The sequence below is a fragment of the Phytopseudomonas flavescens genome (genome assembly GCF_900100535.1).
Lineage (GTDB): Bacteria > Pseudomonadota > Gammaproteobacteria > Pseudomonadales > Pseudomonadaceae > Aquipseudomonas > Aquipseudomonas flavescens.
This window is the reverse complement of record NZ_FNDG01000005.1, coordinates 79,297-100,350: the sequence shown is the minus strand read 5'-3', so window position 1 is coordinate 100,350 and position 21,054 is coordinate 79,297. Positions and strand designations below refer to the sequence as shown.

At 65.3% G+C, this 21,054-nt stretch carries 21 protein-coding genes; 7 read left to right on the top strand and 14 right to left on the bottom strand.

Annotated features, from left to right (window positions below):
* Positions 1–211: 211 nt before the first annotated feature.
* Positions 212–1,126 (bottom strand): AEC family transporter, encoded by a 915-nt coding sequence (locus BLR94_RS08210; RefSeq protein WP_084304274.1) that lies wholly within the window; start codon positions 1,124–1,126, stop codon positions 212–214.
* Positions 1,127–1,213: 87 nt separating this feature from the next.
* Here BLR94_RS08210 and BLR94_RS08205 point away from each other — a divergent pair, with 87 nt between their 5' ends.
* From BLR94_RS08205 to BLR94_RS08185, 5 genes are all read left to right on the top strand, one after another.
* Entirely contained in the window at positions 1,214–1,618 is a 405-nt protein-coding gene (locus BLR94_RS08205; protein WP_084304273.1) for a GFA family protein, read from the top strand.
* Positions 1,619–1,811: 193 nt separating this feature from the next.
* On the top strand, positions 1,812–2,195 hold the full coding sequence (locus BLR94_RS08200) for a response regulator (RefSeq protein WP_084304272.1): 384 nt from the start codon (positions 1,812–1,814) through the stop codon (positions 2,193–2,195).
* A gap of 148 nt (positions 2,196–2,343) precedes the next feature.
* A complete protein-coding gene (locus BLR94_RS08195; protein ID WP_084304271.1) occupies positions 2,344–2,667 on the top strand; it encodes a hypothetical protein in 324 nt (107 codons plus the stop codon).
* Between the two features lie 390 nt (positions 2,668–3,057).
* The gene (locus BLR94_RS08190) at positions 3,058–4,026 is read left to right on the top strand and encodes an XdhC family protein (RefSeq protein ID WP_084304270.1); all 969 of its coding nucleotides are present in this window, start codon (positions 3,058–3,060) and stop codon (positions 4,024–4,026) included.
* Between the two features lie 2 nt (positions 4,027–4,028).
* Positions 4,029–4,610, top strand: a complete 582-nt coding sequence (locus BLR94_RS08185) for a nucleotidyltransferase family protein (RefSeq protein WP_084304269.1) — start codon at positions 4,029–4,031, stop codon at positions 4,608–4,610.
* A 341-nt stretch (positions 4,611–4,951) separates the two neighbouring features.
* On the opposite strand, the gene BLR94_RS08180 is transcribed toward BLR94_RS08185, so the two are convergent.
* From BLR94_RS08180 to BLR94_RS08170, 3 genes are read right to left on the bottom strand one after another with little or no spacing between them, the layout of a single operon-like run.
* Positions 4,952–6,622 carry a phosphoethanolamine transferase gene (locus BLR94_RS08180; protein ID WP_084304268.1) on the bottom strand — a complete coding sequence of 557 codons (1,671 nt, stop codon included), beginning with the start codon at positions 6,620–6,622 and terminating at the stop codon, positions 4,952–4,954.
* A gap of 18 nt (positions 6,623–6,640) precedes the next feature.
* Positions 6,641–7,180 (bottom strand): cytochrome b/b6 domain-containing protein, encoded by a 540-nt coding sequence (locus tag BLR94_RS08175; RefSeq protein WP_084304267.1) that lies wholly within the window; start codon positions 7,178–7,180, stop codon positions 6,641–6,643.
* Entirely contained in the window at positions 7,180–7,446 is a 267-nt protein-coding gene (locus tag BLR94_RS08170) for a PepSY domain-containing protein (protein WP_042555121.1), read from the bottom strand. The genes BLR94_RS08175 and BLR94_RS08170 overlap by 1 nt, the downstream gene beginning before the upstream one ends.
* A 148-nt stretch (positions 7,447–7,594) precedes the next feature.
* On the opposite strand from BLR94_RS08170, the gene BLR94_RS08165 reads away from it, so the two are divergent.
* The gene (locus BLR94_RS08165) at positions 7,595–8,260 is read left to right on the top strand and encodes a response regulator (protein ID WP_084304474.1); all 666 of its coding nucleotides are present in this window, start codon (positions 7,595–7,597) and stop codon (positions 8,258–8,260) included.
* Positions 8,257–9,618: an ATP-binding protein gene (locus BLR94_RS08160; protein ID WP_084304266.1), complete on the top strand. Its 1,362-nt coding sequence runs from the start codon at positions 8,257–8,259 to the stop codon at positions 9,616–9,618. The genes BLR94_RS08165 and BLR94_RS08160 overlap by 4 nt, the downstream gene beginning before the upstream one ends.
* A gap of 20 nt (positions 9,619–9,638) precedes the next feature.
* Here BLR94_RS08160 and BLR94_RS08155 read toward each other — a convergent pair whose 3' ends face one another.
* The 10 genes from BLR94_RS08155 to BLR94_RS08110 form a co-directional block, all read right to left on the bottom strand.
* Complete coding sequence (locus tag BLR94_RS08155) at positions 9,639–10,679, bottom strand: HlyD family secretion protein (protein ID WP_084304265.1); 1,041 nt, start codon at positions 10,677–10,679, stop codon at positions 9,639–9,641.
* Positions 10,676–12,763, bottom strand: coding sequence for a TolC family protein (locus tag BLR94_RS08150; RefSeq protein ID WP_084304264.1), 2,088 nt, complete (start codon positions 12,761–12,763; stop codon positions 10,676–10,678). Before BLR94_RS08150 ends, BLR94_RS08155 begins: the two co-directional genes overlap by 4 nt.
* A 14-nt stretch (positions 12,764–12,777) precedes the next feature.
* Positions 12,778–14,106, bottom strand: coding sequence for a glycosyltransferase family 2 protein (locus tag BLR94_RS08145; RefSeq protein WP_084304263.1), 1,329 nt, complete (start codon positions 14,104–14,106; stop codon positions 12,778–12,780).
* The gene (locus BLR94_RS08140) at positions 14,106–15,482 is read right to left on the bottom strand and encodes a TackOD1 domain-containing metal-binding protein (protein WP_084304262.1); all 1,377 of its coding nucleotides are present in this window, start codon (positions 15,480–15,482) and stop codon (positions 14,106–14,108) included. Before BLR94_RS08140 ends, BLR94_RS08145 begins: the two co-directional genes overlap by 1 nt.
* 130 nt (positions 15,483–15,612) lie before the next feature.
* Positions 15,613–17,559, bottom strand: coding sequence for a DUF7844 domain-containing protein (locus BLR94_RS08135; protein ID WP_084304261.1), 1,947 nt, complete (start codon positions 17,557–17,559; stop codon positions 15,613–15,615).
* Positions 17,559–17,879, bottom strand: coding sequence for a DUF2388 domain-containing protein (locus tag BLR94_RS08130; RefSeq protein ID WP_084304260.1), 321 nt, complete (start codon positions 17,877–17,879; stop codon positions 17,559–17,561). Before BLR94_RS08130 ends, BLR94_RS08135 begins: the two co-directional genes overlap by 1 nt.
* A gap of 76 nt (positions 17,880–17,955) precedes the next feature.
* Positions 17,956–18,273 carry a DUF2388 domain-containing protein gene (locus tag BLR94_RS08125; protein ID WP_084304259.1) on the bottom strand — a complete coding sequence of 106 codons (318 nt, stop codon included), beginning with the start codon at positions 18,271–18,273 and terminating at the stop codon, positions 17,956–17,958.
* Between the two features lie 194 nt (positions 18,274–18,467).
* Positions 18,468–18,680 carry a DUF1127 domain-containing protein gene (locus BLR94_RS08120; RefSeq protein WP_084304258.1) on the bottom strand — a complete coding sequence of 71 codons (213 nt, stop codon included), beginning with the start codon at positions 18,678–18,680 and terminating at the stop codon, positions 18,468–18,470.
* A gap of 595 nt (positions 18,681–19,275) precedes the next feature.
* A complete protein-coding gene (locus tag BLR94_RS08115; RefSeq protein ID WP_084304257.1) occupies positions 19,276–20,712 on the bottom strand; it encodes an NAD(P)(+) transhydrogenase (Re/Si-specific) subunit beta in 1,437 nt (478 codons plus the stop codon).
* 3 nt (positions 20,713–20,715) lie between these two features.
* Positions 20,716–21,027 carry an NAD(P) transhydrogenase subunit alpha part 2 gene (locus BLR94_RS08110; protein ID WP_084304256.1) on the bottom strand — a complete coding sequence of 104 codons (312 nt, stop codon included), beginning with the start codon at positions 21,025–21,027 and terminating at the stop codon, positions 20,716–20,718.
* Positions 21,028–21,054 lie beyond the last annotated feature (27 nt).

Genomic DNA, 21,054 nt, shown 5'->3' with positions numbered 1-21,054 from the left:
TGGAGGCGATCGTTCGAGCCTCGGGGGCGTTGGACGTGAGTTCGGGCACGGTGGTGCGAAGCTCAGGGGCCGTTCACGCCCTCTTGCGTACCCGCGAGGCCAGGGAGGGACGACAGGCATGGGATGCTACAAAGCGCAGGCCGCCATGCTACGGGGGAGCGTCTGCTACCGCCCCGTTGTGGCCTGAATGCCAAACGATCATCAACAGCTTCTAAAGCACGTGCTCCAGCACATACAGCGTCGCCACCAGCGAGGCGGCGGCGAGCAGGTGCTGCAGGGTGATGATGCCGGCCATCAGGCTGGCGTCGCCGCCCAACTGACGCGTGAGTACATAGGCGGTCGGTGCGGTGGGCAAGGCGAAAAACAGCACCAGCACCGTGGCTTCCATCGCCGGCAGCTGCAGGGCGTATGCGGCCGCGAAGGCCAGCAGCGGCATCACCAGCAGGCGCAGCAGGCTGTTCCAGGCCAGCGCCGGCACTTCACCGCCCAGCTGTTGCGGTTTCAGCGCCGCCCCCACGCACAGCAGGCCCAGCGGCAGGCTGGCGGCGGCGAGCAGGCCGAGCAAGCGGTCGCTGCCGCCCGGCAAGGCCAGCCCGCCGAGATTGAACAGCGCGCCGGCCAGGCAGGCGAGGATCAGCGGGTTGCGGATGATCGGCAGCAGCAGGCTGCGTACGCTGACGCCGCGCTCGGCGGTCAGCGACCACACCGACAGCACGTTGACGGCCGGCACCATCAGCGCCAGCATCAGGGCCGCCAGGGTCAGGCCCTGCTGGCCGAACAGGCTGCCCACCGCTGCCAGACCCAGGTAGGTATTGAAGCGTAGAATGCCCTGGCTGAAGGCGCCGAAGCGCGATGCCGGCCAGCCACGCAGGCGGCGCACGACCAGCAGGCCCAGCCAGGCGATACCGAGGCCCAGCAGCACCGCCAGGGCCAGGCGCGGCAGTTGCGGGTTGTCGAGCGGCGCGCTGGCCAGGCTGTTGAACAGCAGGGTGGGGAATAGAATGAAGTAGTTGAGGCGTTCGGCACCGGGCCAGAAGGCTTCACTGGGGAAGCCGCGACGACGCAGTTCATAACCGCCAACGATCAGTGCGAAGAGTGGCCAGAGGGCCAGAAGCAGGTCGGTCACGGGAGCCCCCGGTGGTGGTGAAGGCGCATCTTCGCCAGTGCCGCCCGATCAGGCAAGCAGGATACCGGCAGGTTTTCGGAGAGGACCATGAACGACCTACACAACGGCGGCTGCCAGTGCGGCGCACTGCGTTATCAGTTTCAGGCGCCATTGAGCGATATCGCCCATTGCCACTGCTCGATCTGCCGGCGCAGCACCGGCGGCATTCTGGTGACCTGGATCAGCGTACCGCTGGAAGGGTTCACCTGGCTGCAGGGCGAGCCGGCGCGTTACGCCTCGTCGACGACCTGCACGCGTTATTTCTGCTCCACTTGTGGTGCGCACCTGGCCCTGTTCACCAGCCTCAGCCCGCATTTGCTGGACGTGACCATCGCCACCCTGGACCACCCGGAACTGGCGCCTGCGGACCGGCATATCTGGACCGACAGCCGGCTGCCCTGGTTGCAGGTGGACACGCACTTGCCGGAGCAAGCCCAGGAGTTGATCGAGTGACCGTGGCTCCCGTCGTCGAGCTTCCAGCCGTTGCTGATCCTTGCCTGGCAGCCTAGCGGTTTTCTCTGCGCCGTTCCCTTGCAGGGAACTCGATTGCCGGCGCTGCAGCCGCCAGTCGTCAGGGCGCGGATATTTATGAAATCTTGCTCGTGGACGCGGGTCAGAGCCTGACCCTTACTGCCGGATCCATCCGATGCCACTGATAGTCATAGCCGAAGACGAACGCTCCATCAGGGAGTTGCTCGTGGAGATCTTCGAAGAAGAAGGTCATCAGGTGAAAGCCTTTCCCTGTGCCGATGACGCCTGGGAGTTTCTCTCCAGCAGTGACGGGCAGGTACAGATGGTGCTGACCGACTTCAGCATGCCCGGCGACATCGACGGTATCTTTCTCGCCCACCTGATCCGCGATCGTTTCCCGGACCTGCCGATCATCATCTCTTCCGGCTTCCTGGAAGGCACGACTGATTTCGAAGGCTTGAACGTGGCGGTGATCCCCAAACCCTGGACGGTCAGCCAGCTTCTTGCCCTGTGCGCGTCGGTGACTCGCGGAAAACAGGCTGGCATTCAGCAGGGCTGACGGGGTGAGGCGCGCGCGGCGATAAAGCCGTTTCGGCGCCGATAGACTGGCCTTCTTGCCGGCTCACAACAGGTCTCGCAGATGACTGCACAGAAACGCCGGCGGCTATGTAAAATCGCCGCCCCGTTTTACTGCTGGAGATCTCACGTTGGCCATTCACTACTCGCCTTCCCCCGACACCGTCGCCTGTGGCCGTACCGGCTCGAGCCTCAGTGCCACCCAGGACCAGGCGCAGGTATCCTGCAAGCTCTGCCTTCGCTCGCTGGACAAGGGCGCGGCCCCGGCCGCCGCCGTCAACCGCACGCCGACCCTGGCCGAGCTGCGTGCGGCTGCTCGCGCGACCAAGGCCGCGGTCAAACAACCCGAGCCACGAGCGGCGCTGAGCGTGCGTGAGGCATGGCGGCAGAAGCTGGCGCAGATCCCCGGCCGCAACCGGCTGCCACGCGGCGCCGCTCGCCAGGCGTATGTCTGAGGGGGGGGCGAGCTACCCCGAGTCGCCTGCGCGGCGATGAACACCGGCGCGTTGGCGCGCCCACAGGGGCGTCGAGGCGCCCCTCGGCAGCGCTCACAGGCCGCCCTGCCTTCCATGAGCCACCTGGCTCGTGCATTTTCTGCAGCCGTGTCGTATCAGTCGGCGCCACTTCTACTGGGCCTGCCGCGCTGCGGCGTGGATGCACCTGCCCCTCCATCCGATGAGCGAAAATCGCTGTTGCCCTGCGGAGCCTGCGCCTGCCAGTAAAAACAGTGAACCGAAGAGAGAGGCACAGCTACCAAGTTCAATGCCTGGCGCAGTCGTTTCCGAGCCGGACGAGCCAGGGTCGTCGGTGGCTTGCGCTGCCTGAGTTGATGGGGAGAGGTCACGATGAAGCAGCTTGACCAGCAGGTCGTCCAGCAGGCACGTGCCTGGTTGGCAGAAGGGCGAACGGTGTGGTTGTGCACCGTGTTGTCGACCTTCGGCTCTGCGCCCCGTGCACCGGGTGCGATGCTGGTGGCCTTGTCTTGCGGTGCCTTTTGCGGTTCGTTGTCCGGTGGCTGCGTGGAAGAGGATTTTCTCGAGCGCCTGGCCAGCGGCGGGATCGCCACCCGCAATCAGGTGGTGCGCTACGGCGAAGGCGGGCTACCGCCGACCCGTGCCTTGCCCTGTGGCGGTGTGCTGGACGTGCTGGTCGAATACATCCAGCCGGGTGAAGACGCCGACGCCATGCTGTGTCGGGTCGAGCAGGCACTCGCCGGGGCCGAGCTGCTGATCCGCGATGTGCCGCTCGGCAATGGCCTGGGCGCGTGCCGGCGCGGCACGCTGAGCGATGCGAGGATCCAGCGTGGCGACGCACATGTGTCGATCCGCGTTGGTGCGGTATTGCGGGTGCTCCTGGCAGGCTGGTCACCTGTCGCCGAGTTCTGCGCCAGCTTCGCGACGTCGCTCGGTTACCAGGTGATCCTCTGCGATCCGCGCCGCGAGGTGATCGCCGGGTTGACGCTGCCAGGCGTGCAGGTGCTCGAGCTGCTGCCGTCACGTTTCATCGCCGAGCAGGGCACCCATCCCGCGACCGCGGTTCTGGCCCTGACCCACGACCCGCGCATGGACGACCTGACACTCATCGAAGCGGTACGCACCGAGGCGTTCTACATCGGCGCCATGGGCTCGCAGCGCACCAGCGGCAAACGCCTGGAGCGGCTGGCGCGCCTGGGCGGGCTCGAGGCCAGTGCGATGGCGCGGATTCATGCCCCGATCGGCCTGCAACTGGGCAGCAAGTCGCCGGCGGAAATCGCCCTGGCGACCATGGCCGACGTGCTCAGGGTCGCCAACGGCATCGAACGCTGCGCGGTCTAGGCATGCCAGCGAATGCCCCCGTGGTGATCGTGCTGGCCGCCGGGCGTGGTTCGCGCTTCAGGGCGTCCGGCGGTGTGGTGAACAAGTTGCAGGCCGATCTGAACGGCAAGCCGGTTCTCGAGCATGTGCTGGCGGCGGTCGAACGCGCCGGGCTCGACGTTCACGTGGTGCGCAGCGCCCGTGGCGACGGCATGGGCGATTCGATTGCCGAGGGTGTGCGTGCCACGGCCGGTGCGGCGGGCTGGCTGGTGCTGCCGGGCGACCTGCCGCTGGTGCAGGCGCACAGTCTGTGCCGTGTGGCGCATGCCCTGGCGAGCCATGCCGTGGTGGTGCCGGTCTTCGGCGGCAACAGAGGCCATCCGGTCGGGTTCGCCCGGGCCTGCTTCGAAGAACTGGCCGCCCTCAGCGGCGAGGCGGGCGCCGCGTCAGTGGTCCAGCGTTACCGCGCCAGGGGGAGCGCCCTGCAACTGTCGGTCGAGGATGCGGGCATTCTCATCGACATCGATACCTGCGATGACCTGCAACGGCTGCGCCGCCTGCTCGACCCGGCCTCAGTGCCTGCGAGCCCTGGCCAACGCCAATGAGCAGGCAGCAGCGCCAACTGCCACCAGCGCACGGACCCTCGTCGTCGATTTGCCCAGGAGCTGCTCGTCGAGTCGGACGTGCGGCACAGCACTGCCCTGCCACTGGCGGCAGGGGCCGGCCGCTCCTCACTGACGGGGTGGCCGCGCGGGGAAGCACCGAATCGATTATTACTATCGATAAAAATGATGCTGCTGGCCCGGGGTTGTCGATATCATCCGTGGCGATGAACGTATGGTCATTGGCCTCTTTCAGAGGCCGATGGTCGCTCCGGTTCATTCTTTGGTTCTTCGCCTCTATACGAGGCGTTTTTTTTGCGTGCAGGAAAACCGCGCCACGGGCTTCAGCCCTCGCAGCGGGCCTCGGGCTGTTTGAGCAACAGGCTCAGTTGCTGGGGAGGATGATGGATCAGGCCCGCCGGCGTTTCGCAGACGCGCTGGATGAAATTGTCGGTGAACAGCAGCTTGCCGTGCACGAAGTGCTCGTTGGCGCGCAGGTTGGGGTTGTCGATGCGCGTGCCGAGGCGCGCCGCCAGCCATTTGCCGGCCTCGTAGTGGCTGATCCAGCGTTCCGCTGACAGGCTCGCCATGACCTGCGGCTGCGCCTCGCGGCCGATGACGATCACCGGTACGTCGCTGACTTCCGGCACCAGATCGTTGTGGCCCCAATGGCCTCCCTCTCCCAGGCGCTGGCCATGGTCGCCGGTGATGATCAGGTAACGCTCACCCTCCAGTCGGTCGAAATCGGCGATGACCTCGGCCAGCAGGCTGTCGAGGTAGTGCACCGAATTGTCATAGGCGTTGCTTTGCCCGTTGGCGCCCTGGTCGGCCCAGGGCGCCGGCTTGGTTTCATGGCGATAGTTCTGCGCATAGGGAAGGTGGGCGGTGCGCAGGTTGAGCACCACGAAGTTGCGCTCGCCCCAGCGCTGCTTGTCGACCACGTCGAGCAGGGCGCGATCCTGCTGTTTGAGGAAACGTACCGGGTGATCCTCGCGGGTGATCGACACGTCCAGGTAGCGGCTGCCCAGATTGGCCAGCAACTTGGATTCCTGGGAAGAGATCCAATGGGTGCGAAAGCCCGCCTGCTTGGCGAAGCGGAACAGGTTGATGTCACCCGTGCGCAGCAGCGAGTCCTGCCCCGGCTCGCGAATGGGATTGATCAGGTAGGGCAGGCTGACATCGGTGGCCACCCCGGCGGCGATGCCGGGGCGTACGAAGGCGCTGGGGTGGTCACGCAGGTAGCTGGCCAGTTGTGGCGTGGTATCGCGGCCGTAGCCGAACACCCCGAGGCGATCACTGCGCAGCGAGTCGGCGACCACCAGCCAGACATGTTTCGCCTCGCTCAGGCTGGGGCTGAGCGCGTAGGGCGCGAAAGGCGCAGGTGGCAGCTCGGCCTCCGGTTTGAACGCCAGGCGCACGGCCCAGGCGGAGAACACGTTGAGGTTATTGTGCAGCGCGCTGCGGCTGGGGCTGGCAGCGAAGGAGTCGAGGTTGCGGTAGGTGGCTCGATAGGGTTTCGAGAGCAGCACCACGGCGATCAGCACCAGTGCCCAGCGGCTCTCCGGCAGGCTGATCGTGCCCGGCAGACGCAGGTGCAGGGCGAGCAGCAGGGCGTAGGGAATAGCCACGCAGAGCAGCACCGGCCAGTGCTGAGCGAAGCTGTGCGCCGCGGTTTCGCGAACCTCGCCGGGGTCGTTGAGCAGCGACTGGATATCGATGGCGGTCAGCGGCTCGCCGAAGAAGCTGATGTTGGCCAGTTGCATCAGTTGCATCGCCGCGAACAGCATCAGGATGGCTGCGCTGAGCCAACGCAGGTTGCATAGCCAAAGCCCGGCACTGAACAGCCAGAGCACCGTGACATAGCCGAATTCCAGTTCGGCGCGGTTGTTGGGGGTGAACAACTGCTGCAGAAAATCATCGGCGAGCAGCAACAGACAGCTGAGGGTGGCCAGGGCCACGAGCGACAACCAGGAGCGCAGCGCTCCAGAGCTAAAACGCGCACGTATGGGCAGCATGGGGGTTTTCCTGAGGGATCAGCGGTCTTCGGAATGGGCGCGGCGCTTGCCGGTGATCATCGACAGCGGCAGGTTTTCGCGCAGGTGGATACTTTCGATGAGTGCGGCGGCCATGTGGATGGCCACCAGAGCGGCCAGGCCGTCAGCCACCCAGCCATGCAGCGTGACTGGCCAGTCGGCGCCCCACAGGGCGTCCACTTCCTGCATCAGGAAGCCGCTGATGCCCAGGGTGGCGATGGCCGCCATCATCAGCAGCATGACCAGGGCGCCCAGCGGCGAATGGCCGAGGCGACGATAGGCTTTGCCCCCGAGCAGGTGACCCAGGTGTTCGGCGAGGCGCGCGCGCGTCGGCCAGAAGTCTGCCCAGCGGGCGCTACGCGGGCCGGCGAAGCCCCACACCAGGCGAACCGCCAGCCAGGCGCAGGCGTAGTAGCCGAGCCAGGTATGCCAGTCGTCACCTGCTTCGGTGAAGAAATAGTTGGCGACGAAGACCCCGGCCACCGACACATGGAACAGCCGGATCAGCGGATCCCAGAGTCGTATCGTCGCCGCGTGCATCAGTCTTCGATCTCGGTCTTGATCGCCTTGCCGGATACCGGGTCGTGATAGATCTCGACCTTGCGCTTGTCCTTGTCGAAGCCGTAGATCTCGTAGCAGTTGCCTTTGGTGATCTTGAACTTGCTGATCTGGTAACCCTGTTCCTTGAGTTGCGCCTGGAATTTCTCCGGGTCCTGCCAGGTCGAGCGGTCGGCGGTGGTGCATTCGGTGCTGGCCAGGGCCAGCGGGCTGCCTAGCAGCAGTGCGAGAAGGGCGAAGTAGCGCATGGTGTGACTCTCCTGAGATGGTGAGTACCACCTTGCGGCGCGAAGCTTAGGAAAGTCTTAAGGGGCAAATCTCGGTAACATCTGTCCGTGCAAATCGGGCGGCAGGCGGCGCATCATGGCGGACGCCATTTCTGACGAGGTGCGTCGCGTGCGTGTCCTGCTGGTTGAAGACGATCGCGCCCTGGCGCGCGGAATCCGGGTCGCCCTGCGTGGCGAAGGGTATACGCTGGACTGGCTGGAGGACGGCGTCGAAGCCGCCCACGCCCTGCGCAGCGAGCAGTTCGATCTGGTGCTGCTCGACCTCGGCCTGCCGCGCCTGGATGGCATGACGCTGCTGCGCCAGTTGCGCGCGCGCAGCGAGAATGCCGTACCGGTGCTGGTGCTCACCGCCCGTGACGCCATGGAGGATCGCATCCTCGGTCTGGATGCCGGCGCCGACGACTACCTGGTCAAACCCTTCGATCCCGAAGAGTTGAAAGCGCGTATCCGTGCCTTGCTGCGTCGCAGCCAGGGCAGGGCCCAGCCTGTACTGGAGTTCGCCGGTGTGAGCCTCGACCCGGCGACTCAGGAAGTGCGTTATCAGGGCCGCAGTGTGCCGATGACGCCCATGGAGTATCAGCTGTTGCACCAGTTGCTGATCCGCCCTGGGGTGGTGGTCACCCGTGAGCGTCTCGGCAATGCCCTCTATGGCTGGCAGGAAAGCGGCCCGGGCAACACCCTGGAAGTGCTGATTCACAATCTGCGCCGCAAGTTGTGCAGCGATCTCATCCGCACCGTACGCGGGGTCGGTTACCTGGTGGAGCGAGCGCCATGATTTCCATCCGTACACGCATCCTCGCGCCGACTATCGCCCTGGTGCTCGCCGGCAGCCTGGCCCTGGTGCTGCTCGCCCTGCGTGACAGCCATCGGCAAACCGAGGCGGTCTATGATGCCCAGCTGGTACAGGCCGCCCGGGTGCTGCAAGGCATGCTGCAGCAGCCGGATGGCCAACCGATCGACTGGCCGTTCGTCCGGCGCGCGCTGGACAACGCTCTGGACCTCTCCGCCGAAGGCATCTTTTCGCACCCTTATGAAATCAACCTGGCGTTCCAGGTGTGGGCCGCAGACGGCACGCTGCTGGTGCGCTCCGAACAGGCACCGCCACTGGCGTCGCCGCCCGCACCAGGGATCCACGACTTCTTTCTCAACGATCAGGAATGGTGCGGGGTGCTGCTGGAAGACGCCGGGCAGGGCCTGTTGATCTGGGTCGGTGAGCGTGAAGATCTGCGCCAGGACCTGATCCAGCAGATTCTTCACCACACCCTGATGCCGACTCTGGTCTGTGTGCCCTTGCTGGCCGCCTTCATCTGGCTGCTGCTGGGCTGGGGGCTGCGACCGTTGCAGCGCCTGGCGCAGCAACTGCGCGAGCGCCCCGAGCACAGTCTCGAGGCGTTGCCGACCGGCCCGCTGCCGCCGGAGCTGGAGCCGATGCGCCTGGCCCTGGATGACGTGCTGAGCCAATTGCGCGCGCTGCTCGAACGGGAGCGCCGCTTCATCGCCGATGCCGCCCATGAGCTGCGCACCCCCCTGGCGATCCTCGATATCCATGTGCGCAACGCGTTGCAGGCCGGCAGCGTGCAGGAACGCGACGAGGCCCTGTCTTTCCTGCAGCAGGGCGTGCATCGTGCCACCCGCATCGCCAGCCAGCTGCTGACCATGGCGCGTCTGGAGGCCCCCTCGCAGAACCTGCAGCCCCTCGACCTGACGGCGGTGGTGCGCGAGGAGCTGGCCGACCTGGCACCGCTGGCCCTGAACCGCCGTATCGAAGTGGCGCTGGAGGCCGACGAGGCCGTGGTGATTAAGGGCGAGCGCGGCCTGATCGTCATCCTGCTGCAGAACCTGGTCAGCAATGCCCTGGCCTTCTCGTCACCCGGCAGCGAAGTGAGCGTGCGGGTTCGCCGCGAAGGCCAGGGCGTGCGCCTGCAGGTCGTCGATCAGGGGCCCGGCGTGGAAGAAAACCGTCTGCCACGCCTGGGCGAGCGCTTCCACAGTGCCGGCAACCCCCAGGGGGCGGGATTGGGGTTGGCCATCGTCGCGATGATCGCCCGGCACCTGGGCGGCTCCATCGGTTTCAGCAATGCCAGCCCGACGGGCTTCAGTGCCGTGGTCAGGTTCCCCGATCCGCTGAACTGACGGCAGGCCGCAACGGCCGTTCAGAAACGTTTGCCGAACAGGCTGAAACGCTCGTTGGGGAAACGCACTCGAACCGGCAGCGAATCGACGCGCCACTCGTTGGCCAACGGTTCGCTGAAGCGTGCCGGCACCATCAGGCCGCGGGTCGGGCTGCGAAACGGCTGGCGCAGGTCGCTGGGCAGCGGGTTGGCGCTTTCCGCGGGGTTGATCACTTCGGCCCTGGTCCAGCCGCCGTCGGGCAGGCGCACGTCGAGCTGCGAACCGGGGGTGGCGTGCTCGACGTCCTTGGGGTCCAGGTACACCCACAATTGCGCCGGGCCGCTGCGCTCCAGGCGCATCAGCAGGGTACCGGGGCCGACGTTCTCGCCTGGAACGGCGATCACTTCGGCGACCCGGCCAGGCTCGCTGGCGCTGACCTTCATGTGGTTCAACTGGCCGGTCAGCCACTGGCGCTCGAGGTGTTGTTGACGCTCATAGCGCTCGCTTTCGCTGCTGCCGCCACCGCTCAGACTGCGCTCGAAAGCCAGCCATTCGGCCTGACGGCTGTCCAGGGCGTTCTGCGCTTCGGCCAGCTCGCCGCGCGTGGCGGCCCCTTGCCGGACCAGCCGCCGGGTTTCGTTGACACGCTGTGCCGCCCGCTCGACCAGGCTCTGCAGCACCGCGCGGTTGCGCGCGCCGAGGTCGCCGAGCGGTACGGCGGCGGCAGGCGCCGTACTGCTTTGCAGCAGGTTCAGGCGCAGGCGCCACTCCGGGTTGTCGAGTTCCACCAGCGGGGTGCCGACCTCAACGTGGTCGCCCGCCTGTACCCGGATGGTTTGCACCTGGCCCGGCTGCATGGCGCGCACCTCCATGGTCGGCAAACGCACCAGTGCCGGCGCTTCGATACGCACCAGTTCGAGCACGTAGCGACCCGCCAGCCACAGGGCCGGCAGCAGGATCAGGAACAGGATCAGGTACCAGCGCAGGCGAAACGCCAGGCGTTTGCCGGGGGCATAGAGCACCTCCACGCCGTTGTCCTGGGTGGGGTGTCTTTCCTTGGGGCTATTGAAACGTATCTTCATCGGCTTCTCGGGTAATCGGTCCAGGATTGCCAGTCGATTCCGCCCAATCCAGCCGGGTGCAGAACGTTCTGCCAGCTCAGTACCTGTTGTTGCAATTGCTCATGGGACGCGTCGGCCCAGCTCAGCTCGGCGGGTTGATCGACCTCCACGCTCTGCGCCAGACGCAGCTTCAGCGCCGGCCATTGCCTGGCGATGGCCAGGGCGCGGTTGGCGCTGCTCTGCGGGCTGCGGGTGTAGATCATCAGGCTGATCTCGCCGACCCCGATGCGCTGCAGTTCGCACGGTACGCAGGGACGGCGGGCCGCCTCTTCGGCGAACCAGCGTGGGTGGCTGGACAGGTTGATCGGCCAGGGCGCAGCAGCCTTGGCTTCGCGCAGGGTGTCGAGCCAGTCGCGCAGGCGTTGATCCGGGACCGGCCAGCCGAGTTGCTCCACTTCCAGATCCAGATGCAGGGCGTCGAAAGGCAGCTCCCTGAGTTGCCCGATCAGGCTGATCAACCCCTGGCGCTGGCGCGGCTTCATCCAGTCCGGATCACCGAGCAGCAGGGTCACGTGCATACCCTGTGCGTGAGCGGCCTGCAGCAGTGCGGTCAGTGCCTGTCGGGTGTTGCGCACATCGGCGAGCTGCAAGCTGGTCAGCCCGACGTGCAATTGGCTGATGCCGGCCTGCTGCAAGGCGCTCAACTGACCGGGGCGCTGGCCGGGGTCGAGCAGCGCCGTGCTGTCCCAGATGTAGACGCCCTGGTTCCACTCGGTTCGTGTAGCCACCTGGGCGGGCATCACGGTGTTTTCGCCCTGCCAGTGCACCACACGGTTACCGAGCAAGCGTTCGAAACCGGCGCTGTCATCGCCGAACAGGCGCAGCGCCGAGTCCTGCAGCCAGGCACCGTGCCAGGCGGCGATCTGCGCGAACCCGGCGTTGTACTGATCGACCTGGGCCTGCAGCAGACGCAGGCTGGCTTCACCCGCGTCCAGGCGGCCCCGCTGGCGCCGTTCGGCGATGATCGTGTCCAGCGCGTCGCGGCGCTCGCTGCGCCACTGGTACTCATTGAGTTCGCGGCGCTGCTGTTCCAGCACCTTGCCCAGCTCGCGCAGCACGTTGCCGCGCTCGCGCTCCAGCGCCTGCACGGCGGCCTGGTAGCGCGCCTCGCCTTCGCGGCCACGGGCTGAGCCGTAGTCGAGCAGGTCGAATGGCGCGGAGAAGGTGATACCGGCGCTCAAGCCACTGCCGTCATCGCTGGCGCCACTGCGCTGTTCCAGGGTCTGAGCGACGTTCACATAGGATTCTATGGAGCTGTACCAGGGCTGCTTGCGGCCCAGTTCGGCGTTGGCCAACTCGGCGTTGCGCCCGGCCACGCGCGGATTGTCCTCCAGTTGCGTCTGCCAGGCCTGCAACGGTTGTGGCTCACTGGCCAGGGCCGCTGCGACCGGTGTGTCATGGGCATCGACCTGTACGCCGAGGCTTTGCAGGCTGGCGCGGATATCTTCCAGCAGGCCATTCTGCATGGCGCAACGGCGGGTCACTGCCGTCCATTCGCTGCGCATCAGTTGCGCGTCGGAGGGCAGGATCCAGCTGCCTTTCAGACGCGTCTGCACCTGTTGGTCGGCATCACGGGCCGTTTGCTGAACGCCTTCGCAGAGGTTCTGTTCCTCCGTCGCGCGCCACCAGTCCGCGTAGGTGCTGCGGATCGCCAGACGCTGCTGGGCACGCCGGTAGCCCTGTTCGATCTCGCCAAGACGAATGTCGCGTTCGCTGTCGCGCACCGCATCCACACGGCGGCGCAGGCTGCCAAGCAGGGGGTAGCGCACGCCAACCGCGAAGCTGCGCCCGTAGTAGTCGTTGCGCAGGTCGTCGGTCACCAGTTCGCGGTAACGGCCGACGTTGGCATTGCCGAACATCTCCCAGCCGGATTCGCTTTCGCGCTGGTCGCGAGCGGCATAGCGCGCCTGCAGTTCGGCATTGACCGCCTGGTTGCCGTCACCGGCCTGTTGCAAGGCCTGCTCCAGAGTCAGTGGCGCGGCGCTGGCCAGCAGCGGCGCGCAGCACAGCAGCGGCAGCAGACGTGAGGGTCGTGGTGCAGTCATCGAATATCAAAGCCCTAGAAGCGGTTGGCCCGTTTGAGAACCCACCAGGGCGCCATGCTCGATTCCTCGTGCCCGCGCCGCAGGGTTTCATTGAGAATGGCGACCACGCTCCAGCAGCGCAGGGCGTACATCGCCAGGGGGTAGAACGGCAGCACCCAGATCAGCGCCAGGTCCTGGCGTGGCCGCTCGCTGACCATCAGCATCAGGCCCAGGTACAGCAGTGAACTCATCATCAGGTACAGCGCGTAGATCAGCAGTGAATAGAAAATCAGTGCGGTGAACGGCAGGATGATCACCGCCACCAGGCTGTAGCCGAGGATGATGAAGGGCAGCACCAGCTGGAAGAACAGCCCGCTGACCATCAGCATCAGGAAGTTCGGCCAGCCGAGCAGGCGTGGCGTGAACACATGCCGATGCTTGCGGACGTAGACGAAGAACAGATCACCGTCCCAGCGCAGGCGCTGGTCGAGAAAGCTGCGCAGGGTCGCCGGTGCATCGGTGTGGCCGATGGCCTGGGGTTCGAACGGAATGCGCAGGCCGTAGCGACGAAAGTACGCCTTGATGCGCAGGGTCAGGTCCAGGTCTTCGGCGGTGTGGGTGTCCCAGCCGCCGATCTGCTGGAGGAAGCTGCGGCGGAAGGCGCCGAAGGCTCCGGACACGTTGTTGACCAGGTTCCACTCGGCCAGACCGATCTTGCACATGTGGATCGACAGCAGGTATTCCAGCGCCTGAATGCGTGCCACCCAGGATTGCCGGGCGTTGCGTACGCGCAGGCTGCCGGCGACGGCGGGCACCTTGGGATCGCGGAAGTGGCCGACCATGCGCACCACCATGTCGTTGTCGAACGAGGTGTCGCCATCGACGTTGATGAGGATTTCGCCGCGGCTGTAGGCCAGCCCGGTATTGAGTGACGACACCCGGCCGCCCCGCTGCCATTTGGCGATGGGGCGGATCACCCGATTGCGCGGCAGGCGTTGCTCGGCCTTGAAGCGGCGCACCACCTCGGTGGTCGCGCCGTTCGCCGCGGCGCCATCGACGATCGGAACGATCTCGATCATGCCGGGGTAGGTCTGCTCGGCCAGGCTGCGCAGGGTCAGCTCGACATCGCGACCTTCGCTGTAGCAGGTGATGATGCACGACACCCTTGGGTGCCAGGTACTGTGCACCGGCAGCGCGCTGCGTTTGCGCACGAACCAGCGCAGGGTACCGAGCAGCACCATCAGGTTGAGCGGCACTTCCAGCAGCAGGAAGTACGGGAACACCATGAGAAACAGCCGCCAGTGGCCGTTGGCGCCGTAGATTTCGCCCAGCCAGGCGTGCAGGTGCTCGACCAGCGCGTTCATCACAGTTCTCCGGCGAGGCGCGCCATCAGCAGCTCGGCGTCTTCCTTGTCGATCAGGCCAGCGGGAGCGACGCAGCCACTGGTGGTCAGGCGGATGTCCTGCAGATCCTCGCCAACGAACAGCCCGCTGATTTCATTGACGCGCTCGGTCACCCGGCGCAGGCCTGCGGAGTCGGTGTACATCAGCAGCAGCCAGAGGTGCTCCTCGCTGGTGCGGGTGCAGCGGTCGGTGTCGCGAATGGCCACCTGAATGCGTTCGATCAGCGTGTCGAGCAAGGCGTGGCCACGCTGCGGGCCGAGACGTTCGAGCACCCGGCCGAGGTTGCGAAAACGCATGCCGAGCAGCGCGAAGGTCGGTGCCTTGTGTCGCTCGATCAATTCCAGCTGCCAGTCCAGCAGGGTCTTGAAGGTATTGGCACCGACCACCGACAGGCCATTGAAGTAGTTGTCGGTGTTGCGCTCCAGGCCCTGGCGAGCGGTGAGCAGACCGCCTTCGGAAAGTTGGTAGTCGCGGATCTCGCGGACCTGCAGCTCGTCCGGTGCGTGGTGTTCGCCGCAATCCAGGCAGCGCGCCTGTACGTCGGCATCGACGAAGAAGGCATCGCAGCTGTTGCAGTTGTAGTTTTCCAGTGGCCGGTCGTAGTCGCTACCGATATGGCGCAGGCGGGTCAGGCAGTTGGGGCAGACCAGCGCGCCATCCTTGAGGTACTCGGTCTGGGCACCGATGTGGCCACAGGTGAAGCAGTGCAACGACGGCTGACGGGCAATGTCCAGGGAGTTGCATTCCACGCACACGTCGACGTAATTCAGGTGGCCGCTGCCGCAGCAGCGGCACAGGCGAATGCGGTCGACCAGCGCGCGGCTGTCGAGCAGGTTGCGTTGCGCCAGGTTCTGCACCAGAACCTGGCCGTTGACCTGGTCGTCGCCCAAGGCCTCGGCCAGCGGGTAGAGGTAATGCCGGGCCGACTGCGGCGCGCGTACGGCGGTGAGCGTACCGGGGGCGCGTAGCCACAGGTAGGCGAGCAACTGTGCTTCCAGACCTTCGGGAGCGCGACCGTTATTGAAGACGTTGAGGCGCTCGCGCCACTGTTGCCAGGCCTGCTGGATCACACTGGCCTGCAGCGGCGGTGGCCCATCGCCCAGGGCGGCGGCCAATGGTCCGGGACTGGTGCAGTAGATCAGCGCCAGGCGGTAGGCCGGGTGGCGACGCAGCGCCTGCAGCATGGTCAGGTTTTCGGTATCGCTGGCGCTCAGCACGACCACGTCGAAAGCCGGGGCTTGCAGCAGGGAGGGCAGATCGCTGAAACGAGTGGCGACAGAAAGGCGCGCATCGTGGCCTGGGGCAACTTCAGCGATGCGAATGGTCAATTCGGTCATCGGCTATTCCAGTCAGGGGGCAGCCGTCCGACTGGGGCTTACTTCGAAAAGTTCTACATAAAGCGTTTCTGTACAAGTTCCGCTGCAAGTTTCCGACGCGTGACGCCACGGGTGTATGCCGGGCCGAATACTACAGCTGCAGCCCGCCACTGGCCTTGTGCAGGGCGCGCAGGTGCTCGCCAAGCAGCTTCAGGTTGGCCTCGTTGGCCTCCAGCTCGGCCAGGCGCTGAGGTTCCAGCAGGCGGCGCACCTCTTCGTCGAGGTCGGCGCTGAGCAGGCTCAGTTGCTGCTGGCGATGGCGGGTTTCGCTTTCCAGGCGCTGCCATTCGCCCTGTTGCGGCAGGCCGTAGCCGCCCTCGAGGAGTTCGGCTGGGCGGCTGAGGAACCCGGTGCCGGCGAGGATCTGTTCCAGGGCATCGCCGGCCTTGTCCAGGTTCGGATCCTTGGCTGCCCTGCCGCTCAGGTAACGCTGCTTGAGTTCATCCTGGGAGAGCAGCAACTGACGGCGCATCGCCGCCTGCTCGAGCAGCAGCATGGCGGCACTGGCGCGCAGGTCGGCCTTCTCGAACCAGTGCCGCCGTTCGCTGGACGGTTGTTCCAGCCAGTCTTCCACCCGCTGTTCACGGATCGGCAGGCGCTGCTGCAGCACCTTGAACATGGCCTGGTAACGGTCGCGGAAGGAGTCGAAGCGGTAGCCCAGGCGCAGTGCCTCACGGGCGTTCTCGAGTGGGCTGCGGTCGGCCAGGCCGCGGGCCTCCAGCACTTGCAGCAGGCCGATGGGCGTGATGCTGTCGAGATCTTGCAGGCGCGGCAGATCGCTACCGCTGCGCAGCAGCTTGAGGGTTTCCACGGCGCAGTTGTTGGAGACGAAGAAGTAGTCGCCGTCGTAGCTCCAGTGTTGCTCGATGGCGCGGGCGACCAGTCGTTCGAGGCTTTCGCGGGGAAGTGTCAGCGGTACCGAGGCCAGGCTGCGCAACTCGACCTTGGTGTATTCCTCGATCACCTGGGCCAACGGCAGCACGAACAGGCGCGACGGATAAGCGCCCGTGAGGCCGTCCCAGCTCGACAACTGTACGTCACCGACGAAGGCCCGGTAGGACAGCACCAGGTGCTGATCGAGGTCCAGCCGGCAGTCCGATCCGCGTGGCCGGCCCGGCGCGCAGATCACCAGGCGCAACATGCTGTGGCCCCAGCGACTGGCCATGTTCTGATTGGCTTCGGCGAGCAGGTAATCCACTTCATAGACCCGCTCGGGGTCGAGGTTGGCCAGTGCCTGCTTGTCGAAATCGCGGCCCGCGTTGAGATAGGCGTAGCCGGTACCACAAGGCGCGCCGTGCGCCGGTGACCAACCGAAATGATCGCTGAAGAAGCGGGCCAACGAAGGGCGGCGACAGGCATATTCGGGGTCGAGGAGAAAGTACTCCATGTTCACCGCAACGAACTCGCGGGCGTTGCTCAGCTCGTAGCTGTCCGGGCTGCGCGCCACCTGGCCGTTATGGGCTTCGCGTTGACCACGGCTGCCGACGCGTTGCGGCCAGCCGGCCAGGTCGAGCAGGCGGGGGTCGTCGCTGAGGGTGAAGCGGCGCTCGGTCTGGCCGCGGCATTCGGGCGGCAGGCCGACCATGCCGAGGTTGCCGCTCTGGCGTTGGCAGCGTCGCAGCAGTGTGCGCTGTGCGGCGCCCCAGTAGGCGCCACGATCGTACAAATGGGTCACTTCATGGAGCACGGTCGCCAGCAACTCGCGGCGCACGCTGCCATGGGGGCGGCCAGTGGCGGTACGTGCTGCATTGCCGTCGGCAAGGGCAGGCAGCAGGCCGGCATTGAGTTCGATACCGCTGAAACGGCCAGCGCGGCCATAGATCCGTGGAGGCATCGCGACCCAGCTCACGGTGACGTCGCGATCCAGCGCGTCACGCAGGCGCGCCGGCATGGCCTGCAGGGCTTCGTCGAGCAGCTCCTGGCTGGCCTGGCGCTCGGCGCCATCCAGTTGGCTGTCATCCAGGGTCAGCTTGAGCTGGGCGTGGCTGGCCGTGCTGAGCAGCAAGGTCAGCAGCAGTAACCAGCCGCGGGGGGGCATCACAGAGCGAGAATGGCTTCGGCCAGCACCTGATCGGAGGCATTCTGTGCTTCGGGAAGCTGGCTGCGCAGGGCACCGAACGCGGCTTCCAGCTGGGCGCCACGGATATCGCCCTGGCTGGCGACGAAGCTGGCGGCGTCGTCGCGGGCCTCGATCACCACTTTCATGTCGCGCACCGAGGTGGTGGTATCCGAGGTGAAGTCGATGGTGCGGTCGAGGGCGCGGACGATGATATTGCTGGTGGCCACCAGGGTCTGGGCCTGAACGGCGCCGGCGAACAAGGCAAGGGATGCGGCGGCGGCGAGCAACGGACGCTTCATGAACGGGTCTCCGAATGGGGTTGGAATCGCTGGTTGGACGAGGAACACCTGCCGCAGTTCCGGCTATGACAGGTGTTTAGAGCGCCAGGATGGCTTGTGCCAGCTGCGCATCATTGGCTTGCAGCGCCGGCAGGCGGCCGCGTATGTGTTGCAGTGCGGCCTCCAGGTGCGCGCCACGCAGCGCGCCCTGGCTGGCGACGAAACCGGCCGCGTCGTCTTTGGCGGCCAGCACGATTTTGTTGTCGACCACCGAGGACGAGGCATTGGAGGTGCCTTCGATGCTGGCAGCGAGGGCATCGACCAGGGTGTCGGTGGTCACCAGGAAGCTGCTGGCAGAGGCACCTGCGGCCAGGCTGAGCAGGCTGAACAACGCGAGGGTACGGGCGATAGGCATGGTCTGGGCTCCAGGGCTCACTGAAAGCGAGCATTCTAACCGCTCTGGGGTGCAGCGTTGAAAAAAGACCTGCACCCTTTATGTCAGTACCTGTGCGGCCTGTGGTTCGGGCAAGTCAGCGCAGCCGGAAACGACAAAACCCCGCAGGCGCTGCATGCCGGCGGGGTTCTGCGGGAGAAACTAAACGATCGCGATCAACGCCAGAACGGCTTGCTCAGCTCGGCGTAACGCTGGCTTTCGCTGATGCCGGCATCGGCCAGCAGGCGAGTGTCGAGACGCGCCAGTTGGCGACGGCTGACGATGCGACGCTGCCACAGCAGCAGAGTAGCGAGGAAATTCAGCGGCAGGCTGGTGGCAGATTTGGACGAGTTGTCGATAAGCAGGTCGGAACTGAGGGTACGTTCCATGGTGTGCATCCTTCCGCTTTTGGCGGGGTTGGTAAGTTCTGGAGCCTATTCTGGTCCTCGCGCGGGGTGGACAGTAGTCACAGCTGAAGAAAATAATCAGGGTACTAGATAGGTTGCTTTGTAACTGTTTGGCTGATTTAGTCTTCAACTGTACCGGTGTTTGTGGATTAACCGTGACTCGCTACGTTTTGCAGTTTTTTTACCTCTATATGCAAGGATTTTCAGTGGTTCCATTGCGATACAGTTGGGATTGTGTGCTTTCGATGCATGGCTAATTATTTTTATCTTTGCTTGTGGGGGTACGTGGCGTGCTGAACTGTGTGTGTTGGCAGAGCCTGTGCAAGGATGCGCGGTTGGGCGCGAGCATGGAGGAAAGTGTCAGCAGGGGGCGAACCCGACTTGCGTTGCCATCGCCGCACCTTGCAGTCGCGTCGGAGCCGCGCGGCCAGCGACTTCGCCAGGCATCAGCAGTTGCCGGACCACCCTGGCTGGTCATCATCGCTGCAGCCAAGGCCCGGCTCGACGATTCCCTCTATATGCACTTGGGCAGTGCGCGGCATCGAATGCGCCCCGCGATGGGGCGCATTGCCAGGCCCTAGTCAACGGCCTTGAGCATCTCTTCGATGACCTTCTTGGCGTCGCCGAATACCATCATGGTCTTGTCCAGATAGAACAGTTCGTTGTCCAGGCCGGCATAGCCGCTGGCCATCGAGCGCTTGTTGACGATGATGGTCTTGGCCTTGAAGGCTTCGAGGATCGGCATGCCGGCGATGGGCGATTTAGGGTCGTTCTTCGCCGCCGGGTTGACCACGTCGTTGGCGCCAAGCACCAGCACCACATCGGCCTGACCGAACTCGGCATTGATATCCTCCATCTCGAACACCTGGTCGTACGGCACTTCGGCTTCGGCCAGCAACACGTTCATGTGCCCGGGCATGCGTCCGGCTACCGGATGGATCGCGTATTTGACCGTGACGCCCTTGTGCGCCAGCTTCTCGGTCAATTCCTTCAGGGCATGCTGGGCGCGGGCCACGGCCAGGCCGTAGCCGGGGACGATGATCACGCTGTCGGCATTGCCGAGCAGGAAGGCGGCATCGTCGGCCGAGCCGGATTTGACCGGCCGCTGCTCGCCGCTGCCCGCTGCCGGGCCGGCATCCGTGGCGCCGCCGAAGCCGCCGAGAATGACGTTGAAGAACGAGCGATTCATCGCCTTGCACATGATGTAGGAGAGGATTGCGCCGCTCGAGCCGACTAGGCTGCCGGCGATGATCAGCATCGAGTTGTTCAGCGAGAAGCCGATGCCAGCCGCCGCCCAGCCCGAGTAGCTGTTGAGCATCGACACCACCACCGGCATGTCGGCGCCGCCAATCGGGATGATGATCAGCACGCCAATGATGAAGGCCAGGGCCACCAGCACGGCGAACGCGGTCAGGTTACCGGTGAAGGTGAAGTACGCGCCGAGCGCCAGGAGCGCCAGGCCAACAGCCAGGTTGATCAGGTGCTGGCCGGCGAACTGTACTGGCGCACCCTGGAACAGGCGGAACTTGTACTTGCCAGACAGCTTGCCGAAGGCGATCACCGAGCCGGAGAAGGTAATGGCGCCAATCGCTGCGCCCAGGAACAGCTCCAGGCGGTTGCCATGGGGGATCGGCTCGCTGATCGTCGCGACGATACCCAGCGACTGCGGTTCGACCACCGCGGCAATGGCGATGAACACGGCGGCCAGGCCGATCATGCTGTGCATGAAGGCGACCAGCTCCGGCATTTTGGTCATCTCCACCCGCTTGGCCATGATCGAGCCCGCAGTACCGCCGACCAGCAGGCCGACGATCACATAGCCGATGCCCTGCACGGCAAGTTCACTGCCGAGTTTGTAGATCAGGCCGAGGGTGGTGAGCACGGCGATGCTCATGCCGATCATGCCGAAGGCGTTGCCGCGCCGCGAGGTGGTCGGGTGCGACAGGCCCTTGAGCGCCTGGATGAAGCACACCGAAGCCACAAGGTAGAGGAGGGTGATCAGGTTCATGCTCATCGATTACTTCTCCACCGGGGCTTTCGGGGCCTTCTTCTTGAACATTTCCAGCATGCGCCGGGTGACCAGAAAACCACCGAACACATTGACCGCCGCCAGGGTAACGGCCAGGGTGCCCATGGTCTTGCCCAGGGGGGTGACGGTCAGCGCGGCGGCGAGCATGGCGCCTACGATGACGATGGCGGAAATCGCGTTGGTCACCGCCATCAGCGGGGTGTGCAGGGCCGGGGTGACGTTCCACACCACGTGGTAGCCGACGTAGATGGCCAGCACGAAGATGATCAAGTTATAGATGCCGTCGGAAATCAGATCCATCGGGGTGATCCTTTTGGTAGTGATTGG